Source organism: Kouleothrix sp. (assembly GCF_046328425.1).
Classification (GTDB): Bacteria; Chloroflexota; Chloroflexia; order Chloroflexales; family Roseiflexaceae; genus Kouleothrix.
The window spans coordinates 32,604-51,454 of record NZ_JAXLWP010000042.1 but is presented as its reverse complement, the minus strand read 5'-3'; the positions used below and the strand labels follow the sequence as shown (position 1 = coordinate 51,454).

The following is an 18,851-nucleotide window of genomic DNA, read 5'->3' as shown; positions in this document are numbered from 1 at the left end:
GCGGCACGGGCGTGTTCGTCGGCGTATCCGTCGGTGTCACTGGCGTGTTCGTCGGCGTATCCGTCGGTGTCACTGGCGTGTTCGTCGGCGTATCCGTCGGTGTCACTGGCGTGTTCGTCGGCGTGTTCGTCGGCGGCACGGGTGTGTTCGTCGGCGTGTCGGTCGGCGTCGGTGATATAGGAGTTGGCGACTCCGGCGTCGGAGTTGGACGGTGCAAGGGTTCCGTCAGGATTTCGATTGCATCGACTTGCGCCGCCTCGGTGCTATCCGGCGGGCTCACTATCCGAATATAAGCGTAATCGCCGGGAGGCACAAGCTGATCGATGTCGATCAGGATGCCGGTTCGAATTGGCTTGCCATACAAAGCGGATACCGGGATTTTTTCGTTATCAGACGCACCGTCTTTGTCAGTGGCATAGCTGGCAATGTTCGAGTTGTTCGCGCTATTCTTATCGCTACTCCATGTAAATGCCGTTTTCCAATCCTGGCCGTCGGCTGAAACTTGTAGTTCGATCCAGTCTAGATCTATGTGATCGGGCTTGGGGGCGTAGCTTTCATACAGCACAAGATCATAAGCAGGCGTTCCATCGCCATGAAAGGGTTGAGAAAGAGCTATCTCTTCACAACCTTGCTTTGGAATCGATATAATCTTTTGATCTGCCGGCCCGATATTCAGCCGCTGATCGGCTTTAACACATGTAATACCGAGGGCCTGCGCTGCTGGCACATTTAGCCAAAAGCCGATTGCTGTGCGAATCAAAATAAACAAGAGTGCCAGGATCCAACCTATTTTGCGAAGGCGCGTTTGCCGTTCTTTCTGTTCTGCGTCGTTAATGTGCATGGACGTTTTTCATTATGAATGTAGCCAAAAGGAAACAAGAGCCAACACTCTTGCTAGGGTATGCATTGCACATGACGCAACCATAGAAGGTCGCGCCTTACCCAAGATCGCCTGAGATTTCCGGTTTCTTTTAGAGGTTGAGCTTACTATATCATAAGGAAATCGTGATCGCAATAGTCGTTTTTGATAAATTTTCTCGCGAGAACATTCATTTCTTGAATTTTTAAATATCGCCCAACGATCGAGTCACTGAATCACGGCTCCCTCGAGCAGGTCGCCGCGCTAGGAGAATTTCGTACTCTCACCATGATATTAGAGGCAAAACCGCGTTTTTTATTCACTCGCCAACTGGGCGCTTGAAAGCACATGCAGAGGCCGCCTGTAACTACCCCGGATCAAGAGCCCGTATAATAGGCTGAATATCTCTGGGTTCAACAGCATAGCGAAGGAGCGCGCGCGCATGAGCAAGCACCAGTATCCCGACGGTATTGAAGTTCTGGGCCGGGTCGACGATGATTTCGCCACGGTGCTTACACCCGAGGCGCTGGCGTTTGTCGCCAAGCTCAATCGCGCGTTCTCGGCTCGCCGCGCCGAGCTGCTGGCCAAGCGCGACGCGCGCCAGGCCGCGATCGACGCCGGCACGCTGCCGGATTTCCTGCCCGAGACGGCCCACATCCGCGCGGCCGAGTGGAATGTCGCGCCCATCCCGGCCGACCTGCGCGACCGCCGCGTCGAGATCACCGGTCCGGTCGATCGCAAGATGGTGATCAACGCGCTCAACTCCGGCGCCAAGGTGTTCATGGCCGATTTCGAGGACGCTAACTCGCCTACCTGGGACAACAACATCCAGGGCCATATCAACCTGCGCGACGCGATCAACCGCCGGATCGACTACACCAGCCCCGAGGGCAAAGCCTACGCCCTGAACGAGCAGGTCGCCACGCTGCTGGTGCGCCCGCGCGGCTGGCACCTCAACGAGAAGCACCTGCTGATCGACGGCCAGCCCGCCTCGGGCAGCCTGTTCGATTTCGGCCTGTACTTCTTCCACAACGCCAAGGCGCTGCTGGCCAACGGCACTGGCCCGTACTTTTACCTGCCGAAGCTCGAAAGCCACCTTGAGGCCCGGCTCTGGAACGACGTGTTTGTGATGGCCCAGGACGATCTGGGCGTGCCGCAGGGCTCGATCCGCGCCACCGTGCTGATCGAGACGATCCTCGCCGCCTTCGAGATGGACGAGATCCTCTACGAGCTGCGCGACCACTCGGCTGGCCTCAACTGCGGCCGCTGGGATTATATCTTCAGCTGCATCAAGAAGTTCCGCAACCACGAGCACGTGTTCCCCGACCGCGCGCTGGTGACGATGACCACGCACTTCATGCGCTCGTACTCGCTGCTGGCGATCAAAACCTGCCATCGCCGCGGCATCCACGCCGTGGGCGGTATGTCGGCCTTTATCCCGGTGAAGAACGACGTCGAGGCCAACGAGCGCGCCTTCGCGCAGGTGCGCGCCGACAAAGAGCGCGAGGCCAACGACGGCCACGACGGCACCTGGGTCGCGCATCCCGGCTTGGTGCCGGTGGCGCTCGCGGTGTTCGACGCGGTGATGCCGCAGCCCAACCAGATCGACCGCAGGCGCGACGACGTGCAGGTGAGCGCCGCCGACCTGCTGAAGTTCGCCGATGGCCCGATCAGCGAGGCTGGCCTGCGCACGAATGTGAGCGTGGGGGTGCAGTATATCGAGGCGTGGCTCGGCGGCCAGGGCGCGGTGCCGATCAACAACCTGATGGAAGACGCCGCCACCGCCGAGATTTCGCGCGCGCAGGTGTGGCAGTGGGTGCGCCGCCCCAAGGGCGTGCTGAGCGACGGCCGCAAGATCGACCTGGATCTGTTCCGCCAGGTGCTGGCCGAGGAGCTTGCCAAGCTCCGCGAGCGCTACGGCGCGGCCCAGTACGACGCGCGCAACTTTGCCAAGGCCGGCGCGCTGTTCGACCGGCTGATCGCCGACGATTCGTTTGTCGAGTTCCTCACCCTGCCAGGCTACGAGTATATCGACTAGGCCGCGGGGCGGCTGTTCGTCGCCTGCCCCCCGCTTCGGCTTCATTAGTAATTATCCAACGGGAGGTTTGGAGGGTCTGTGAGCCTCCAGGTAACGATCCATTTCGCGCCTGGCAGAGCCGCCGCTCTGCCACAGCGCGAAACAAGCATCTGCGGGCGGCTTTGCCGCCCCCGCCAAGATAGCATTCTTGAGGGCCTGCGAACCCAAACCCCCACCATTGTTATTTCCAATCAAGCAGGCAGCCGATCAACAGCGTGCGCGTGGTCACCTCTGCGCCGCGCTGGGTATAGCCGCTGGAGCCGATAAAGCAGTCGCCTGGGCGCCCGTTGTCGTCCACCACCGCGATCGGCGCGAGGCTATTGGCGATCGAGCGGCGCAGCAGCGCCGGGGCGGCCGCGCCCGGCCACAGCCGGATGCGCCGCACCTGCACCCACGTGTCGCGCGGGTCGATCGTGCGCCACAGCAAGATCACGCCGGGGCTGTAGGGCGCCTGGCTGCTGATCGTGACAATCTGCTGGCGCCCGCCGGCCGGCGATAGCGCCAGCGCGCAGGCGCCTACGAGCAGCACCAGCAGCGCGACGCCGCAGCCGGCCGCAAGCCTACGCGCCTGCGAATGCATCTGCCACCTCGTACCAAATTCGCTTGATGACTGACACTTTGGTGGGGGTTTGGGGGCGGCGAAGCCGCCCCCAGAGCTTTTATTGTGTTGCACTATGTGCCGAAGCCACATAGTGCAACACAATCTAGAAGTGATCAAGCGAACAGCGTATCACATTCCACACGCCCAAAGCTCGAAACCCTGCTAGCGCCGGCCCGGCCGCAAAACCTGCGCCAAGCGCCCGGCGGAGTCTGCCTGACGCGCCCGCGTATCTCTTCTCTCATAACCATCGTTTTACCATTATACGACCGGAAAGGGCTTTCCGAATCAAGGAGTGGCACAATGCCGTTTACGATCGAACGCTGGCGCCACGAGTTGCGCAATATCATCGATGATATCGCGCGTGATCCATCCGACGCGCTGGCGCGATCGGGCACGCCAACGCTGTACCCAATGCTGCTGGGCTGCACGATGCTGCCGATTGTCGCAGCCTACGACGAGGCGCCGAACGGAGTAATGAGCGCGCTCGTGAGCTTGGCCGGCGGCTTTGGCGTGAACCTGATCGCCAACCTCATTCAGGGCAAGTATATGCCTACAGGCACGCTGCTGATCACCACCTACGAAGCCCAGAGCCTCGAGCTTGGCCCGGCCTACGAAAAGATCGCCTACGGGCTGCACGTGTTCGAGCTGGCCGAAACTGCGCTGCTGCACTACAGCCAGCACACTCTTTGCACACAGCTGCGCGCCGAGCTTGGCCGGCACTGGGCGGCGCCGCTGGTGGCGCTGGCGGCCGGTGATACACCGCAGCGAGGCTCGCGCAACGTCCTTTGATCCCACCCGCCTGCCCCTTCGGGAACACACGGCGGTGTGGCGGTTTCGGCAAAGCCGAAACTGCTTCGGGAATACATTGGTGGGGTCTGGAGGCGGCTTCGCCGCCTCCGATTTCTTTTGTTAGGACGTACGCAGTTGGCGCGCTCAGCCTTCGGCAGAGCGGTACTCTCTTCGTGTATAGGTAGCGGTTTTTCCGCGCGGAGCGCGGAAAAACCGCATACACGATAATCAAAAAGTACCTTGCTGCCGCAGGCAATATGCACGGCTTCCGAAAGCCGAACAGCGCAACTGCGTGACTTTATTTGAGCTGCACTGCGTGGCGGCCACGCAGTGCAACTCAAGCTATAGGTGATCAAGCGAAGAGCGTACGATGGGTGGGCGCAGGGGAAGAAAGGCGTTGCACGACGCCGCAGCACAAAAGCACCAAGCGCGCCTGGTATCAGGGCGCGCTTGGCGATAGGTGGGGAGAAGCTGGCCGGAGCTACGGGCGACGCTGTGTGGCTCAATGCGCCGGCCGCGGGCGGCCTGCATCCTCAGGCCGCCCGGCTTAAGCGCCGGGCAGTAGCTGCTGCAAGGCGCCGACCAGCCGATCGAGGTCGTTCGGGCTGGTGTAGCACTGCACCGACACGCGAATGTAGTGGCCGCCGTTCCAGCCGACCTGCGGCGCCTCGATCTGGAACTCATCCCAGAGGCGGGCCTTCAGCGCGCCGAGGTCGCAGGGCGGCAGCGGTATCGTGCGCATCTGGGCGAACATGTCGGGGTGGCTGATCGGCTGCGCCCCCGAGAGCGCCACGATCCGCGCCTCGGCGTCGAGCAGCAGCGCGTGGCAGGCCGCGCGCACCGCCGGCCAATCGCGCGTAGCCATGAACTCGATCGCCGCCGGCACGCTCAGGTAGGCGGCTGGGTCGTGGGTGCCGCGCCACTCGAAGTAATCGAGGAACTGCGACTCGCCGGGCGTTTCGCTTCGCCAGCCCCAGCTGACGATCAGCGGCTCGAGCAGCGCCTGGCACTCTGGCCGGGCGAAGAGAAAGCCGGCGCTTTTGGGCGCGCACATCCACTTGTGGCAGTTGCCGGTGTAGAAGTCGGCGCCCAGCGCGTCGAGCGCCAGGTCGATCTGGCCGGGCGCGTGCGCCCCGTCGATCACCGTGGTAATGCCGGCGGCCCTGGCGCGGCGGCACACCTCGGCCAGCGGGAAGATCAGCGCCGTGGGCGAGGAGATGTGGCTCAGAAAGATCACTTTGGTGCGCGGGGTGACGCCGGCCCACAGCTGATCGACAAACTGCGCGTCGTTGGCGAGCGGCAGCGCGATCGGCTGGTTGATGTAGCGCGCGCCGCGCTTTTCGCACACAAACCGCCAGGTTCGATCGGCCGCGCCATACTCGTGATCGCTGGCCAGCACCTCGTCGCCCGGCTGCAGGCCAAGCGAGCGCGCGACGATATTCACGCCGTAGGTGGCGTTCGGCACGTACACGATGTTGCCCGCCTGGGTGCCGAGGTACGCCGCCAGCCCGGCGCGCGCCTCGGCTAGCAGCGTGTGGATCCGGCGGCCGAGGAATTCGACCGGCTGCTCTTCGAGCCGCTGCTGCCAGGCCTGGTATTCCTTGAACACCGGGCGCGGGCAGGCGCCAAAGCTGCCGTGGTTCAGAAACGCCATCTCGGGGCGCAGCAGAAATTCGCCGGCGTAGCGCGGGAGTGAGAGCGGTGCCATGACGTACTCCGTGATACAAACGCTTATTCAGGGTGTTGACCGTGCGCGGCCGGATTGCCCGCGCTAGCCTAGCTTCGCCGCACCGGCGCGCGGCGGCCCAGCGCCACCGCCGCCATCACCACCAGCGCCACCGCCAGCGTCGCAGGTGTCACGTGCTCGCCCAGCAGCAGCGCCGAGGCCGCCAGCGTGAAGAACGGCTGCAGCAGCTGCAGCTGGCTGACGCGCGCCACGCCGCCGAGCGCGAGCCCGTGGTACCACGCGAAAAACCCGAGCAGCTGGCTCACCAGCGCGACGTAGGCGAAGCACAGCCAGGCCAGCGGCGGCGCGGCGGCGCCATGCTGCCACAGCGCCAGGCCCACCGGCAGGCTGATAAATGGCGCGGCGAGGATGAGCGCCCAGCAGATCACCTGCCAGCCGCCGAGCGAGCGCGCGAGCCGCCCGCCCTCGGCATAGCCCACCGCGCCGGCCGCAACTGCGCCGAGCAGCGCCAGGTCGGCCGGCGTCAGCCCGCCCGCGCCGCTCGCCAGCGCGAAGCTCACCACCGCCGCGCTGCCGGCCAGGCTCGCCAGCCAGAAGAGCCGCGAGGGCCGCTCGCCGCCGCGCAGCGTGGCAACGAGCGCGGTGGCCAGTGGCAGCAGCCCGATCACGATCGCGCCGTGCGCGGCCGGCACGCTGCGCAGCGCCCAGGCCGAGAGGAATGGGAAGCCAAGCACCACGCCGCAGGCGACGATCGCCAGGCTGCGCCACTCGGCTCGGGTGGGCCAGCGCTGCCGGGTGGCGGCCAGCAGCGCCGCCGCCACCAGTGCGGCTACCAGCGCGCGCCCCAACCCCACCACGCTTGGGTCGAGGTAGGCCACTGCCACGCGCGTGGCTGGCAGCGTCAGGCTGAAGCTCAGCACGCCCAGCAGGCCATACCATAGCCCGGCGGTCTCGGCGGGCATGCGCTCGTTCGCGATCGTGCGTTGCATGGTTGTGTTCCTAGTTGGCAGCGCTGCTGCCGCAGGCTCAAACAGCGGAGCCCCCAGTATCCGCCACGCGGCGCGTGCTGTCGAGTGACAAGCTGCCCTGATTCGCGGGAACAATGAGGCCGCAACCTTTTGGCGCACCGCTCGTCTTATTGGCAGAGCGATAAACAACCGCACCCGTGCGGTGACTGAAACAGCAAAGGAATTCGCATGAATACTCAATTCGCGCGCAGCAAGAACGACCGAATGATCGCAGGCGTGTGCGCCGGCCTGGCGCGCTACTTCAACATCGACCCGGCGATCGTGCGGCTGCTGTTCGTGCTGGCGGTGGTGCTTGGCGGCGCCAGCCCGCTGATCTACCTGGTGCTGTGGGTCGTCATGCCCGAGGACCAGCCCGGCTACATCGCGCCGGCGCCCAGCGCGCTGCCCGACCATCCGCGCCCCGTCGAGGAGTGGAAGTTCGACCCATACACCGGCGAGAAGATCAAGTAGCCTTCAGAGCCTGTTTGAAAAGGGTGCGCGAGGGGCATAGCCCCTCGCACTTCCCTTCTGGCGGGTGGCCGCCACCCTTGTCAGACAGCCTCTCACGAATCAGCCCGCCGCCCAGGCAGAACGCTCGGGCGGCGGGCTTTTGTATGGGCCGGGCTTCTAGCCGCCCATGCGCGCGATCCAGCGCTGCGGGCTGCGGATCTCGTCCATGGTCGGCAGGTGCTCGGGGCGATCCCACACGCGGTTGATGAACGCCACGCCCTTTTGCGCCGCCACGGCGTTCACGAACGCCTCGCCCTGCTTGTACTGCGCCAGCTTGAGATCCATGCCGGTGACGCGGTTGAAGATCTCTTCGAACAGCGGCTTGCTCTGCTGGCGCTGCTCGACGCGCGCCTCGATCTCGCGGAAGCTCGGCAGCAGCTGCTCGCCGATCGCGTTCATGATATGGTTCGAGTAGCCCTCGACCAGCGACATCAGCGCCTGAAGCTGGTCGAAGATCCGCTGCTGCTCGGGCGTGAGCACGCGCTCGAGCCAGTGCGCGCCGCTCGCGCCGCCGCCAACCAGCCGGCGCAGCATCTGCGGCAGCCCGCCGCCGGCCGTGGCTAGCTGGTCGGTCAGCAGCCCTAGAAACTGGCGCAGCAGGTCGTTAAAGTAGGTGCGCACCCACGGGTACGCCTCGAACTCGAACACGTGCGTCACCTCGTGCAGCGCGATCCACAGCCGGAAGTCTTCGTCGCTCAGGCCCAGCTGCGTCTGCACGCGCGCGATATTCGGCTCGACAAAGTACAGCGCGCCGCGAATCTCCGGGTCGGGCGAAAGCAGGCTGAGATCGTACTGGCCGAGCACGCGCCGCGCCAGGAAGCCCAGCAGCACGCCCATCTGCGTGCCGATGATCGTGCCGTTGATCGTGCCGAGCGCCGCGCCCAGGCTATTCTGGCGCGCGCCCAGGCGCTCGTACAGCTCTTCGATCGGCTTGAACACCACCGCGAACGAGCTGAAGTTGGCCTCGAGCCACTCGCGGCGGTCGACCACGTACACCCGGTTGATCGGCGCGGGCAGCTGCACGTTGAGGTATTTGGCGATCAGCGGCTCGCTGCGCCCGACCAGCCGCTCGTACTGCTCGCGCCGGCGCGCCCGCTCGGGAATGCCGGCTTGCTCCCACTGCGACACGCGCAGCGCGAACTTGCGCGCCTGGTCCCAGTCGATCAGGCTGGTGGGGCCGCCGCTGGCCGGGCGCGCGGCCATGCGCGACGCGACATACCGTACGCCATAGCCGGCAACCACGCCGAGCAGCAGCACGGTGCCGACGCGGCGCAGGCTTGAATTCGATTTTGATGGCACGAAAAAATCCTTTCGGTTCTGAAACTCACTCGCTGTAGGCTGGTGGTTTCTGGCCGCGGCGCATAAACGCGTCGCGCACCATGATCTTGATATCGTCGTCGGTGATCAGGTAGGTGTCGTAGCTCGACGCGCCAATATCGTGGCGGTCGGGCACGCGCCCTTGCAGCACGACGCCGTCCTCGGTCTCGACGATGCGCACGTCGGTGTAGCCGTGGTCGTCGATGAAGTAGCCGAGCGCGCGCAGCACATCCTGGTAGTCGCTGCGCTTCAGGCCGCGGAATAGTCTCATCCGAGCCACCCCCGTTTCGGTTGATCGCCCTGCCGCAGATCCTGGAGATCCTGGATCATCTTGCGCACCTCGTCGTGCGCGATCACGAAATCGGCCGGGACGCGGATGAACCCCTGCGCGGTGCTTTTGAACGTCAGCCCGGTGACCACCCAGCCGCGGTCGAATTCGACAATGCTGACGTCGCTGAGGTGCTCGCGCTGAATGAAGTGGCCGAGCGCGCGCAGCAGCTCGGGGTAGTCGACGCGCGGATTCTGCACAGGCATGCGTTTGTCCCTCCGACGACGAAGAGCGCTGGTTTGTTGCGTCAGTACAGCACGCGCGCCTCTCCGGCCCGCCGCGTCACCTTGCGCTCGTCGAGGTGCTCGAGCAAGGCCAGGGCATATTTGCGGCTGCTGCCAAAGTGATCACGAAACTGTGCCACCGTCACGCTGCCGCGCGCGCGAATGCTCTCGCGTACCCAGTTCACCATTTCGGCGTAGGTTTCGGGCAAGAATGCGATCTCGGGCGCGACCCGCACCACGTGGCCTTGCTCGGCCAGCCAGCCGGCCAGCTCGGGCTCGAGATCGAGCGCGGGCGGGCTGTATGGCGCCGCGCGGAATGCCGCAATCAGCCGCGTGACGGCGCGCTCTTGCTCGGGCGCCAGTGCCGGCACGTACTCGTGCAGCCGCACGCTGGCCTCGTTTACGGCGGCGAGCCGGCGGGCCACGGCCGCCGCCAGCACGCCCTCGAGCGCGTCGCCGCCCAGCTTCAGGCGGCTGCGCAGCTCTTCGCGCGGCATGCCGGCCCGCAGCGGGTAGCGCCGATGGTAGCCGCGCAGCCCGGTCGCTAGCTTCTCGCTGAGCGCGGCCCAGCCCTTTGCCGAGATAAGCAGGCCGGGAGGGCCAGGCGAAACTGCTGCATCGGCCTGGCTTCTCGCCTCGCCTTGCTCTGCGAGCACAAGGACGCTTGCTTCGCCCACCAGCTCGCCCAGAGCCTCGAATGCCAGCGCCTCGGTCAGCCCGCTCGCTTTGACTAGCGCGGCCCATGCGTGCGGCTGCCCGTCGTCGAGCGCGCGCAGCAGCAGATCGGATGGGCGGCCGCGCGCCAGCGCGCCGAGCGCAGCCACGACATCGGGCCGGAAGCGGCGGTGGCGCGCTGGCTCGGTGTCGAGCACCCGCCCGCCGCCGAGCGTCTGGCTGGGCGACGGCTGGCGCAGAATGTAGCGGTCGCCGCGCGACGTGGCGATCGGCCGCTCGAGCCGCAGCTGCGCCCAGCCGGTGCCGCCGGGCGCCAGCTCGTCGGCGTCGAGCAGCGCCACGCGGCAGGGCGCCTCGGCCGCGCCAACGAACAGATCCAGCCGGTCGTTATGCGCGATCGGGCGCGCGCCGGCCACCACGCGCAGCTGCACATCGAGCAGGTTGGTGGCGCGCACCTGGCCCGGCAGTGCCAGCATATCGCCGCGGCCGATCTCGTGGTGCGAGACCCCCGCCAGGTTCACGGCCACGCGCGCGCCGGGCCGCGCCCGCTCTGCCTTGCGCTGGTGCGTTTGCAGGCCGCGCACGCGCGCGCGCAGCCCCTTCGGCACGATCTCGACCTCGTCGCCAATCGCCAGCGGGCCGTCGAGCAGCGTGCCCGTCACCACCGTGCCAAACCCGCCGATGGTGAACGAGCGGTCGATCGACATCCGCGGCGCGCCGTGCGCGCCCGCGCGCGAGGGCGTGCGGTCGAGCTGGGTGTCGAGCGCGGCCAGCATCTCGGCGATGCCCTGGCCGGTGCGGGCCGACACCGCCAGCCGCGGAGCCTGCGCCAGGCTGGTGCCGGCCAGCCGCTCGGCCACCTCTTCGCTCACCAGCTCGAGCCACTCGGCGTCGACCAGATCGGCCTTGGAAAGCACCACCAGCCCGTGCTCGACGCCCAGCAGATCGAGGATCGCCAGGTGCTCTTCGGTCTGCGGCATGATCGACTCGTCGGCGGCCACCACCAGCAGCGCGGCGTCGATCCCGCCCACGCCGGCCAGCATGTTTTTCACGAAGCGCTCGTGGCCGGGCACATCGACGATGCTGACGCTGCGGCCGCTTGGCAGCACGAGCCACGCGAAGCCCAGGTCGATCGTCATCTCGCGGCGGCGCTCTTCTTCCCAGCGATCCGGGTCGATACCGGTGAGCGTTTTCACCAGCGTGGATTTGCCGTGATCCACGTGGCCTGCGGTGCCTATCACATACATTGGGAGCCATACCAGGCTGCGCGGTCGCGGGTGGGCCGGATTGTGCCTTGGTGGTGCGGAGACAGCGCGTACACAGCGAAAAGTGAGGCGTATTGTAGCACGCGCGGCAAGCGCGGGCAAGGCAGCGCCACGGTGGTGTAGAATAGCGCGTGCCCACTCTGCCGAAGGCTGAGCGCGCCAACTGCGTACGTCCTACACGTATAGAGTGTGCTGCACTGCGTGGCGAAGCCACGCAGTGCAGCACAAAAAGGGGGCGGCGAAGCCGCCCCAAACCCCACCAGAGGACAGGCTATGCGACTATTCAGGGGTCTTCGAAAAGCTGGTGCTGCGCTGGGGCTGGCCTGCGCCTGCGTGGCCTGCGGCGCTGCGCCTGCGCCGGCCAGCCCCAGCCCTTCGCCAACAATCGCGGCGGCGCCGGCTGCGCCAGCGCCCTCGCCAACCGTCGCGGCGGCGGCAACGCCGGCCGTGGTTCCGGCCACCAGCCCGGCCGCCACGGCGCCGGCCGAGCCGTCGATCTATCTGTGGCCCAGCTACCTGCCGGAGGGCATGCAGCCCGCCCCGCAAGAGTCGCGCGTGTCGGGCGAGAGCGAGCTTGGCGAGGGTGACATTGGCTTCTACCTGATCACGCTGAACGGCAGCGGCAAGAAGCTGGCGATCGGCGGCGGCGGCCTGCGCGACGCGCTGCCGCTGACGGGCGATACGCGGGCGATCACCAGCGGCGGGCGCGCGGGCAAGCTGATCAGCAATGGCGAGCAGCGCGAGATCGTGTTTGAGGTGCCGCGCGGCACGCTGTTCGTGTATAGCCTAGGCCTGAGCGAAGACGAGCTGCTGCGCGTGGCCGGGTCGCTCCAGCCGATCGATGTGCGCGCGCTACGCGCCCTGGCCGCCCCGAAATAGCACCAAAGCGCGCCGCCGGCCTACTGCTGCTTGAAGCGCACCTCGGCCGCGGTGAACTTGCCGCCATTCAGATTGCTGACGCTGACGCGGTTGGCTTTGATGCCGCCAGGCGCGTTCGGCACGCCGAGCAGCCGCACGACCCAGGTGGTGCAGCCCAGGCCGGGTAGTTTATAGACCCCGCCTTTGCTAGTGGTAACAGAGAAGGTGTTGCGACCGTCGCCCGAGGTGATGCGCAGCTTGGCCCCGGCGATGCCGCGGCCGCGTGCGTCCTCGACACTGCCGTAGATCGACGACTCGAACGAGCTGCCGCACTGCGCTGCGCTATCGGTTGGCGTGCTGTACACCTTGCCCACAAACACCAGCGCGTCGGGGGTGGGCGCGGCGGTAGGTGCCTCGGCGGTAGGTGCAGCGGTGGGCGCCTCGGCGCTCTGCTGCGGAACATCCTGGTTGTCGATCAGCCAGCGCTCGACCCAGCCGACCGAGCCAGGCTTGGCGTCGGCGCCTGTGTAGACGCGCACCTGGTACCAGCCCTCCACTGTGTCGCTCAGGATGTCGAGCTGGTCGCCGTTGCGCAGCGCGCCAAGCGGCTGGCTGCTGGTGTCGGCCTCGGCGTGCAGCGTAGCATACGCGCCTGCGGCGTCGGTGCCGACACGCTCGGTGTAGGCGTACTCGGGCAGAATACCCGCGGCCGGCTTGCGGCCGATGAAATCGCGCAGCCTAATGGCCGGCGCTTCGATCAGCGTGCCGTTGGCCTCGAGCCGGTATTCGGCCTCGCCGTTGAGCGGCGCCGCCAGCGCCGGGATGGTCAACGTCGCCTGGTCTTGGCCGCTCGGCAGCACCGCCACATTCAGCGATGCGCCGCCCTCGGACACCAGCCTGGCCACGCGCACCAGGTCGAGGTTGCTTCCGCGCAGCGTCAGCGTCACCGGCTGGGCGCCCACCTGGGCGTCGGCCGGCTCGATCGCCGTGACGCGCGGCGCGGCGATGGCGGGCGCGTTGGCGGTTGGTGCCGGCGCGGCGGTTGGGGCCGGCGCGACAGTGGCTGGTAAAGCCACCATCGGCGTGTTGTTGGAGCCGCGCCGCTCAAGCAGAATCAGCGCTACTACCACGAACAGCAGGATAAAGCCAACCGCGCTGATGATCGCCGGTAGCAACCACGGTGGGCGTGGCCGGCTAGCCGGCGCGGAGGCTGCAGGCACCGGCGGGGCAGGCGGCAGCACCGGCGGCGCGCTTGGCGGCACGGGTGCTGGCGGCGCGGGCTGGCTCGGCAGCGCGATCAGCGTTGGCGGCTGGCTATCGGTCGGCGCCTGGATCAGCAGCCGGCGCAGCGCGGCCACGTCGATCGGCCGCTGCACCGCGTCAAGCGCCATAGCCTGGGCCAGCGCGGCGCTCAGGCTGATCGGCACGTGCGAGTTGACCTCGTGGGCGGGGCGCAGCGGGTCGGGCTGGCCACGCAGGCGCGCGTTGATGCGCTTTCCCGCCAGCGCGGGCAGCGTGCCCGTCGCCAGGTAGTACAGCGTTGCGGCCAGCGAGTAGATATCGCTGCGCTGATCGAGCGCGGCGCCCTGCACTTGCTCGGGTGGCATAAACTGCAACGACGAGCCCAGCCCGGTTCCGGCCGGCCGGGCCTGTGGCGGCTGGGCGCGCGGTACGCCGAGGCTCAAGTCGACGAGCTTCAGCTGGCCGCTGGGCGCAACCATGATGTTCTGTGGTTTGATGCCCCGGTGCAGCACCGGCGGCGACTGCTGGTGCAAGTACTCCAGGGTATCGAGCATGTGCCTGGCCAGGTCGGCGATCGGCTCGGGGCCAAATGGCCGCCCGTTGCGCGCGAGCGCGGCCGCTAGGCTTTCGCCGGCTACAAACTCGCTCACGAGCAGCGCCCGGCCCTCCTCGGCTACATAATTGGTGACTTGTGGCAGCAGCGGGTGGCGCAGCCCGCGCAGCACCTGGGCCTCGCGATCGAGCTGCCCAGGCGTAGTGGCGCTCGCGCCGCTCAGATCGAACAGCTTCAGCGCGACATTCAGATTGGTGCTGGTGTCAAGCGCCTCGTATACCGCGCCATCGATCACGCGCACGATCAAGTAGCGATTACCGACAAAGGTGTTAGGTGCGAGCATGGCTGGTTCCTGGGCATTTTGAGCGGGCGACCTCATGCTCATTATAGCAGAGCCTAAATATTCACGTACAGTGAATAAATAGTCATTCTCATACTAGCGGGCGGTGGTATCCGCGCGAACAACGAGACCAGGCGGCAGCGCGAGCCGGCTGATCAGCCCAGCCAGCGCGGTGGTGTCGCCGGTGGTGGCGTAGGTGATCGCGCCAGCGCCGGCGCCGACCGGGCGCAGCAGCCCGCGCTCGGCCAGCACGCGGCCAGCCTGGCGCGCCACTGCCGGCGCAGCGTCGAGCAGGCGCACGTGAGATCCGGCGATCTGCTGGATCTGCGGGGCAAGAAACGGGTAGTGGGTACACCCGAGCACAAGCGTGTCGGCGCCGGCGGCCAGCAGCGGGCGCAGGTAGGTTTCGAGCAGCGCCAGCGTCGACGGCGTGTTCAGCTCGCCGGCCTCGATCCGCTCGACCAGGCCGGGGCAGCCCTGGCGCAGCACCTGTGCGCCGCCGGCCCAGCGCAGCACCACCTCGTCGAGCAGCGCGCCGCGGATGGTGGTGGGGGTGGCCAGCACGCCCACCACACCGCTGCGGGTTTGCGCGGCGGCTGGCTTCACCGCCGGCACCATGCCGACAAACGGCACGTGGGCAAACTCGCGGCGCAGCCAGTGGAGCGCGGCTGCGCTGGCGGTGTTGCAGGCCACCACGATCTGTTTGGCGCCGCGATCGAGCAGCCAGCGCGTGTTCGCGGCCGAGAGCGCGCGCAGCTCGGCGGCGGGGCGCGCGCCATACGGGCAGTTGGCGTGGTCGGCCAGGAACAGCAGATCTTCGTAGGGCAGCAGCCGCTGCAGCTGGCGTAGCACCGTCGCGCCGCCGATGCCGCTATCGAAGATGCCGATTGGGTGCGAGCCAAGTGTCACGGTGCAGGTCGATCCCGAAGTTCTCGGTCAGGGCATGTCGCTCGGCGGCTGGTCGGGCTCGGCGGCGGGTGGCTCGGCGGCGGGTGGCTCGGCGGCGGGTGGCTCGGCGGCGGGTTCGCGCGCCACGCGCCCGGCGATAGGGTAGCGAAACGGCTTGCCGCGGTATGTCTGGTAGGCGCCATACAGGCCATACAGCGTCGCGGCTACGCCAAAGCCGAGCGGCACTACCAGGCCGAGCAGGGCGATCCAGAACGAGTTGGGCGGGCTGGTGCGGTACAGATCGGGGCGCACGGCGGCGGGCAGCAGCGACACCAGCAGGCACAGGCCCCAGCAGCCCGCCAGCGCCAGCCCGGCCACCAGCGCCAGCCCCTGGTACAGCAGCGCCTGCAGCGCATGGCCGCGCACATACGTTGAGCGCTCGCGCTGCGTGGCCCAGATCAGCATGGCCGCGAACATCCCGGCAAGGTTGAAAACATTTGCAACAATGCTGGCGTGCGCGAGTGCGGCCAGCATGCGCTCGTCGTTGGAAGGCTGCATGGCGGTCTCTCCAGTGTATTGCTGGCGCATTATAGCACTAAGAGCCTGTTTGAAAAGGGGGTGCGCGAGGGGCATATCCCTCGCACTTCCTTTCTGGCGGGCGGCGGCCACAGATGTGGCCGCCGCCCGCAGAACAATACTTGAAGGGACTTCGTCCCTCCAAAGCACCCTTTTCAAAGAGGTTCTAGTGCGCCGTCCAAATCCGGCGCTCTTTGCGCTCACTCTGTGCTCCCTCTTCTGTGCGCGGGAGCAGAGCATTATGGGAAGATTTCGATGTACTGAGGTAGCTCATTCACGGCGCGCGCGATCATGCCGTCGCGGTTGGCGTCGGAACAATCGTAGATCGCAGGCGGGTTTTGGTCGAGGTGGTCGGTGCAGACCGCGCGCGCGCCGGCGGATACCGGCAGGTTGTAGAGCACCGGGAAATCGGTACGCGGCACCCACAAGACATACAGCGTGCTGTTGAGCTTGCGGAAGGGCAGCACCTGAACCTTGCCCAGCTGGTCGATCGGCGGCTCCGCCAGCGCCGCGCCGGTGTAGCGTGCGTCCTGCAGCAGCTGCGCCGAGTTGGCGAAGGCATAGTACGACTGGCGCGGCACCAGGGTGCTATTGCTGATGTCAATCAGCTGGCTGAACTGGAAGCCGGGGTTGTCGAGCGTGAGCGTGTACCAGAAGGCGCCTTTCAAGTTCAGCGCGATCGCCTCGGCGTAGATCCGCGCGGCGTAGTTGGCCTGGTGCGTCTTCCACACCGTGAAGTTCGGCTTGCAGTTGGCGATGCTATTCGAGCCGCAGGTGGCGGCGATCTCGGTGGCGAACAGCGGCATGTTCGCCAGGCCGTAGCCGGCCAGAATCTCGCGGATGCGCGTTGTTTTGGCAATCAGCAGGTCGCCGGCGCCCCACTCGCCATAGGCGTGGAAGCTGAGCGCGTCGATCGAGCGGCCTGCGCCGCTGCCGAGCATGCCCTTCAGGAACAGCTGGGCGCTGGTGTCGTCGGGCCACTGGTACATCAGCGCGCCGGCGATCACCTGGGCGTGCGGGTTGCCGGCGCGTAGCGCAGCTGCGGCGCGCTGCACAACCTCGCCATAGTAGCTGCCGCCATACGCCGGCTGGCTGGCGTCGAGCCAGCAGCCGGTGCCGTCGGCGTCGGCGACATTGGCCGGCGCGAAATCTGGCTCGTTCCAGATCTCCCAGTAGCTCACCTGCCCGGCGTAGCGCGCGGCCAGCGCGGTGAGAAAGCGCTCGAAATCGCCGAGGGCGCTGGGGGCCGGCGGGCTGCACAGCCGGCCGGGCACGCGCTGCGCCCACGCCGGCGAGCGCTGGATCACCAGGGTTGGCTCGATGCCGGCCGCGCGCAGCCGCGCGACATTCGCGTCGATATACGCCAGCGCGTCCCAGCGGTAGCCGCCGCCACGCACCGGCTCGACATCGGGCCACAGCACGTCGCCGGCGCGCACCCAGCGCGGCTGCGCGGCGCGTACATACGGCATCACGGCGTCGTCGATGTACCAGCGCAGATCGACGCCGATCGGGCTGGCTGGCCCGCTGGCGGCGACGATCGGGAGGTAGATCTGCGTGCCGGCTGTGGCCGGGCGGGGCATGGCGGCGGCGGGGAGCGCCAGCGCACACAGCAGCGACACGATAATGGCTAGGCGATACAACAACGCCATGGGCACCTGGTACAACGAACTGCCAACCTACCAGCTGATTATAGCCGATAGCGATCGAACTGCAACCGGCGGAAGATTGCGGCTGCGTGCCAATTTGCGCGCTATCGTAACCGAAACGACTTATGCTATAATGGTTGCCGCGCTGGCTCATGTAGTACTGTTTTGCTTCTCAAAAGCAGATGCACAAGCCTGGGCACGCTGGTGTATATGCGAGTCCTCCATATTGTTGAGGCAACGATCGCCGGAGTTCGCACCCACGTTCAGACATTGGCGGCCGGGTTAGGGCAGTACGGTATCGATTCCACGGTCGCCTGTCCGCTTCTCCGCCAGAACTCCTACGGTGATGCCCAATTCGTTACATATTTGGCGAATGCTGGTATCCCCGTTCTGCCGGTAGCCATGCAGCGGTCGATCGATCCGCGCGCCGATGTTGCCGCGCTGCGGCAGCTGGTCGCGATTCTGCGCCACAAGCCCTTCGACGTGATCCACCTGCATAGCTCGAAGGCCGGGTTTCTCGGCCGTTTTGCAGCGCGCGCCAGCGGCAGCTCGGCGGCGGTGGTGTATACCCCGCATGGGCTGGCGTTTCTGGGCGCGGGCGGCGCGCGCCGTGGGCTGTACCTCGCGCTCGAGCGGCTGGCTGGCCGCATGTGCGACCGCATTGTGGCGGTGTCGGCGGGCGAGCGCGCGCTGGCGCTGGCGGCGGGCCTGGCCGATCCTGGCCGGATCGTGTGTATTCCCAATGGCATCCAGCCGCCCGCGCTGCCAGGCGTCTACGACCGCCCGGCGATGCGGCGCGCGCTGGGGCAGGCCACAGGCGCCCCGCTGATCGGCACGGCCGCGCGCCTGGCGCCGCAGAAGAATCCGCGCCTGTTTCTTGAAGCGGCCGCGCGACTGCTGGCCCAGCTGCCCGAGGCGCGGTTTGTATGGTGTGGCGGCGGCGAGCTGGAAGCGCAGGCGCGGGCGTATGCCCGGCAGCTCAGCATTGATCACGCGTGCAACTTCACAGGCCACCGCGACGACGCCGCGCAGATTATCGCGGCGCTCGACGTGTTTTGGCTCACCTCCGATTACGAGGCGCTGCCGCAGGCGCCGCTCGAGGCAATGGCGCTGGGCGTGCCGATCGTGGCCACCGACGTGGTTGGCACGCGCGATCTGCTGCGCAGCGGCGCCGGCCTGCTGGCGCCGCGCCACGCCGAGCCTTTCGCCGCCGCGACGCTGCGGCTGGCCCAGATGCCCAGGCGCCGGGCGCTGCTGGCGCGCGCCGGGCAACGCTACTACGCTGAACATGGCACGTCCGAGCGCATGCTTGGCGCAATGGCCCGGCTGTACGAGTCGGTTGCCGCGCCGCGGCCGCACTCGCACGCAGCGCCCGAGCCGGCCGCACTGAGCGTGTGAATGCCGGGCGG

The 18,851-nt window shown here is 66.9% G+C and carries 17 protein-coding genes; 5 read left to right on the top strand and 12 right to left on the bottom strand.

Features of this window, described 5'->3' with window-relative positions:
* Nucleotides 1-841: hypothetical protein (locus tag U0177_RS27245; protein ID WP_409573837.1), on the bottom strand; the 841-nt coding region annotated here is incomplete at its 3' end.
* Between the two features lie 460 nt (nucleotides 842-1,301).
* Here U0177_RS27245 and aceB point away from each other — a divergent pair.
* Entirely contained in the window at nucleotides 1,302-2,897 is a 1,596-nt protein-coding gene (gene aceB, locus U0177_RS27240) for a malate synthase A (protein WP_409573836.1), read from the top strand.
* 220 nt (nucleotides 2,898-3,117) lie between these two features.
* On the opposite strand, the gene U0177_RS27235 is transcribed toward aceB, so the two are convergent.
* Complete coding sequence (locus U0177_RS27235; RefSeq protein ID WP_409573835.1) at nucleotides 3,118-3,516, bottom strand: hypothetical protein; 399 nt, start codon at nucleotides 3,514-3,516, stop codon at nucleotides 3,118-3,120.
* Nucleotides 3,517-3,837: 321 nt separating this feature from the next.
* Here U0177_RS27235 and U0177_RS27230 point away from each other — a divergent pair, with 321 nt between their 5' ends.
* The gene (locus tag U0177_RS27230) at nucleotides 3,838-4,326 is read left to right on the top strand and encodes a hypothetical protein (RefSeq protein ID WP_409573834.1); all 489 of its coding nucleotides are present in this window, start codon (nucleotides 3,838-3,840) and stop codon (nucleotides 4,324-4,326) included.
* A gap of 547 nt (nucleotides 4,327-4,873) precedes the next feature.
* Here U0177_RS27230 and U0177_RS27225 read toward each other — a convergent pair.
* Both U0177_RS27225 and U0177_RS27220 read right to left on the bottom strand, forming a co-directional pair.
* Nucleotides 4,874-6,034: an aminotransferase class V-fold PLP-dependent enzyme gene (locus tag U0177_RS27225; RefSeq protein ID WP_409573833.1), complete on the bottom strand. Its 1,161-nt coding sequence runs from the start codon at nucleotides 6,032-6,034 to the stop codon at nucleotides 4,874-4,876.
* A gap of 68 nt (nucleotides 6,035-6,102) precedes the next feature.
* The gene (locus tag U0177_RS27220; protein ID WP_409573832.1) at nucleotides 6,103-7,002 is read right to left on the bottom strand and encodes a DMT family transporter; all 900 of its coding nucleotides are present in this window, start codon (nucleotides 7,000-7,002) and stop codon (nucleotides 6,103-6,105) included.
* A gap of 207 nt (nucleotides 7,003-7,209) precedes the next feature.
* Between U0177_RS27220 and U0177_RS27215 the strand changes: the two genes are divergently transcribed.
* Entirely contained in the window at nucleotides 7,210-7,491 is a 282-nt protein-coding gene (locus tag U0177_RS27215) for a PspC domain-containing protein (protein ID WP_409573831.1), read from the top strand.
* Between the two features lie 156 nt (nucleotides 7,492-7,647).
* Here the strand turns inward: U0177_RS27215 and U0177_RS27210 are convergent, their stop codons facing one another.
* The 4 genes from U0177_RS27210 to selB are packed head-to-tail and all read right to left on the bottom strand — an operon-like array spanning nucleotide 7,648 to nucleotide 11,321.
* Nucleotides 7,648-8,829 carry a zinc-dependent metalloprotease gene (locus tag U0177_RS27210; protein ID WP_409573830.1) on the bottom strand — a complete coding sequence of 394 codons (1,182 nt, stop codon included), beginning with the start codon at nucleotides 8,827-8,829 and terminating at the stop codon, nucleotides 7,648-7,650.
* A gap of 25 nt (nucleotides 8,830-8,854) precedes the next feature.
* Nucleotides 8,855-9,118 (bottom strand): hypothetical protein, encoded by a 264-nt coding sequence (locus U0177_RS27205; RefSeq protein WP_409573829.1) that lies wholly within the window; start codon nucleotides 9,116-9,118, stop codon nucleotides 8,855-8,857.
* Nucleotides 9,115-9,381 (bottom strand): hypothetical protein, encoded by a 267-nt coding sequence (locus U0177_RS27200; protein WP_409573828.1) that lies wholly within the window; start codon nucleotides 9,379-9,381, stop codon nucleotides 9,115-9,117. Before U0177_RS27200 ends, U0177_RS27205 begins: the two co-directional genes overlap by 4 nt.
* Nucleotides 9,382-9,422: 41 nt before the next feature.
* A complete protein-coding gene (gene selB / locus U0177_RS27195) occupies nucleotides 9,423-11,321 on the bottom strand; it encodes a selenocysteine-specific translation elongation factor (RefSeq protein ID WP_409573827.1) in 1,899 nt (632 codons plus the stop codon).
* A gap of 291 nt (nucleotides 11,322-11,612) precedes the next feature.
* Here selB and U0177_RS27190 point away from each other — a divergent pair, with 291 nt between their 5' ends.
* Nucleotides 11,613-12,218 (top strand): hypothetical protein, encoded by a 606-nt coding sequence (locus U0177_RS27190; protein WP_409573826.1) that lies wholly within the window; start codon nucleotides 11,613-11,615, stop codon nucleotides 12,216-12,218.
* 20 nt (nucleotides 12,219-12,238) lie between these two features.
* Here the strand turns inward: U0177_RS27190 and U0177_RS27185 are convergent, their stop codons facing one another.
* The 4 genes from U0177_RS27185 to U0177_RS27170 form a co-directional block, all read right to left on the bottom strand.
* Complete coding sequence (locus U0177_RS27185) at nucleotides 12,239-14,335, bottom strand: protein kinase domain-containing protein (RefSeq protein ID WP_409573825.1); 2,097 nt, start codon at nucleotides 14,333-14,335, stop codon at nucleotides 12,239-12,241.
* A 93-nt stretch (nucleotides 14,336-14,428) separates the two neighbouring features.
* Nucleotides 14,429-15,241, bottom strand: coding sequence for a glutamate racemase (gene murI, locus U0177_RS27180; RefSeq protein WP_409573824.1), 813 nt, complete (start codon nucleotides 15,239-15,241; stop codon nucleotides 14,429-14,431).
* Nucleotides 15,242-15,268: 27 nt separating this feature from the next.
* Nucleotides 15,269-15,778 carry a DUF4870 domain-containing protein gene (locus tag U0177_RS27175; RefSeq protein WP_409573823.1) on the bottom strand — a complete coding sequence of 170 codons (510 nt, stop codon included), beginning with the start codon at nucleotides 15,776-15,778 and terminating at the stop codon, nucleotides 15,269-15,271.
* A gap of 257 nt (nucleotides 15,779-16,035) precedes the next feature.
* Nucleotides 16,036-17,445 (bottom strand): hypothetical protein, encoded by a 1,410-nt coding sequence (locus tag U0177_RS27170; protein ID WP_409573822.1) that lies wholly within the window; start codon nucleotides 17,443-17,445, stop codon nucleotides 16,036-16,038.
* A gap of 207 nt (nucleotides 17,446-17,652) precedes the next feature.
* On the opposite strand from U0177_RS27170, the gene U0177_RS27165 reads away from it, so the two are divergent.
* A complete protein-coding gene (locus U0177_RS27165; RefSeq protein ID WP_409573821.1) occupies nucleotides 17,653-18,840 on the top strand; it encodes a glycosyltransferase in 1,188 nt (395 codons plus the stop codon).
* Nucleotides 18,841-18,851: the final 11 nt, after the last annotated feature.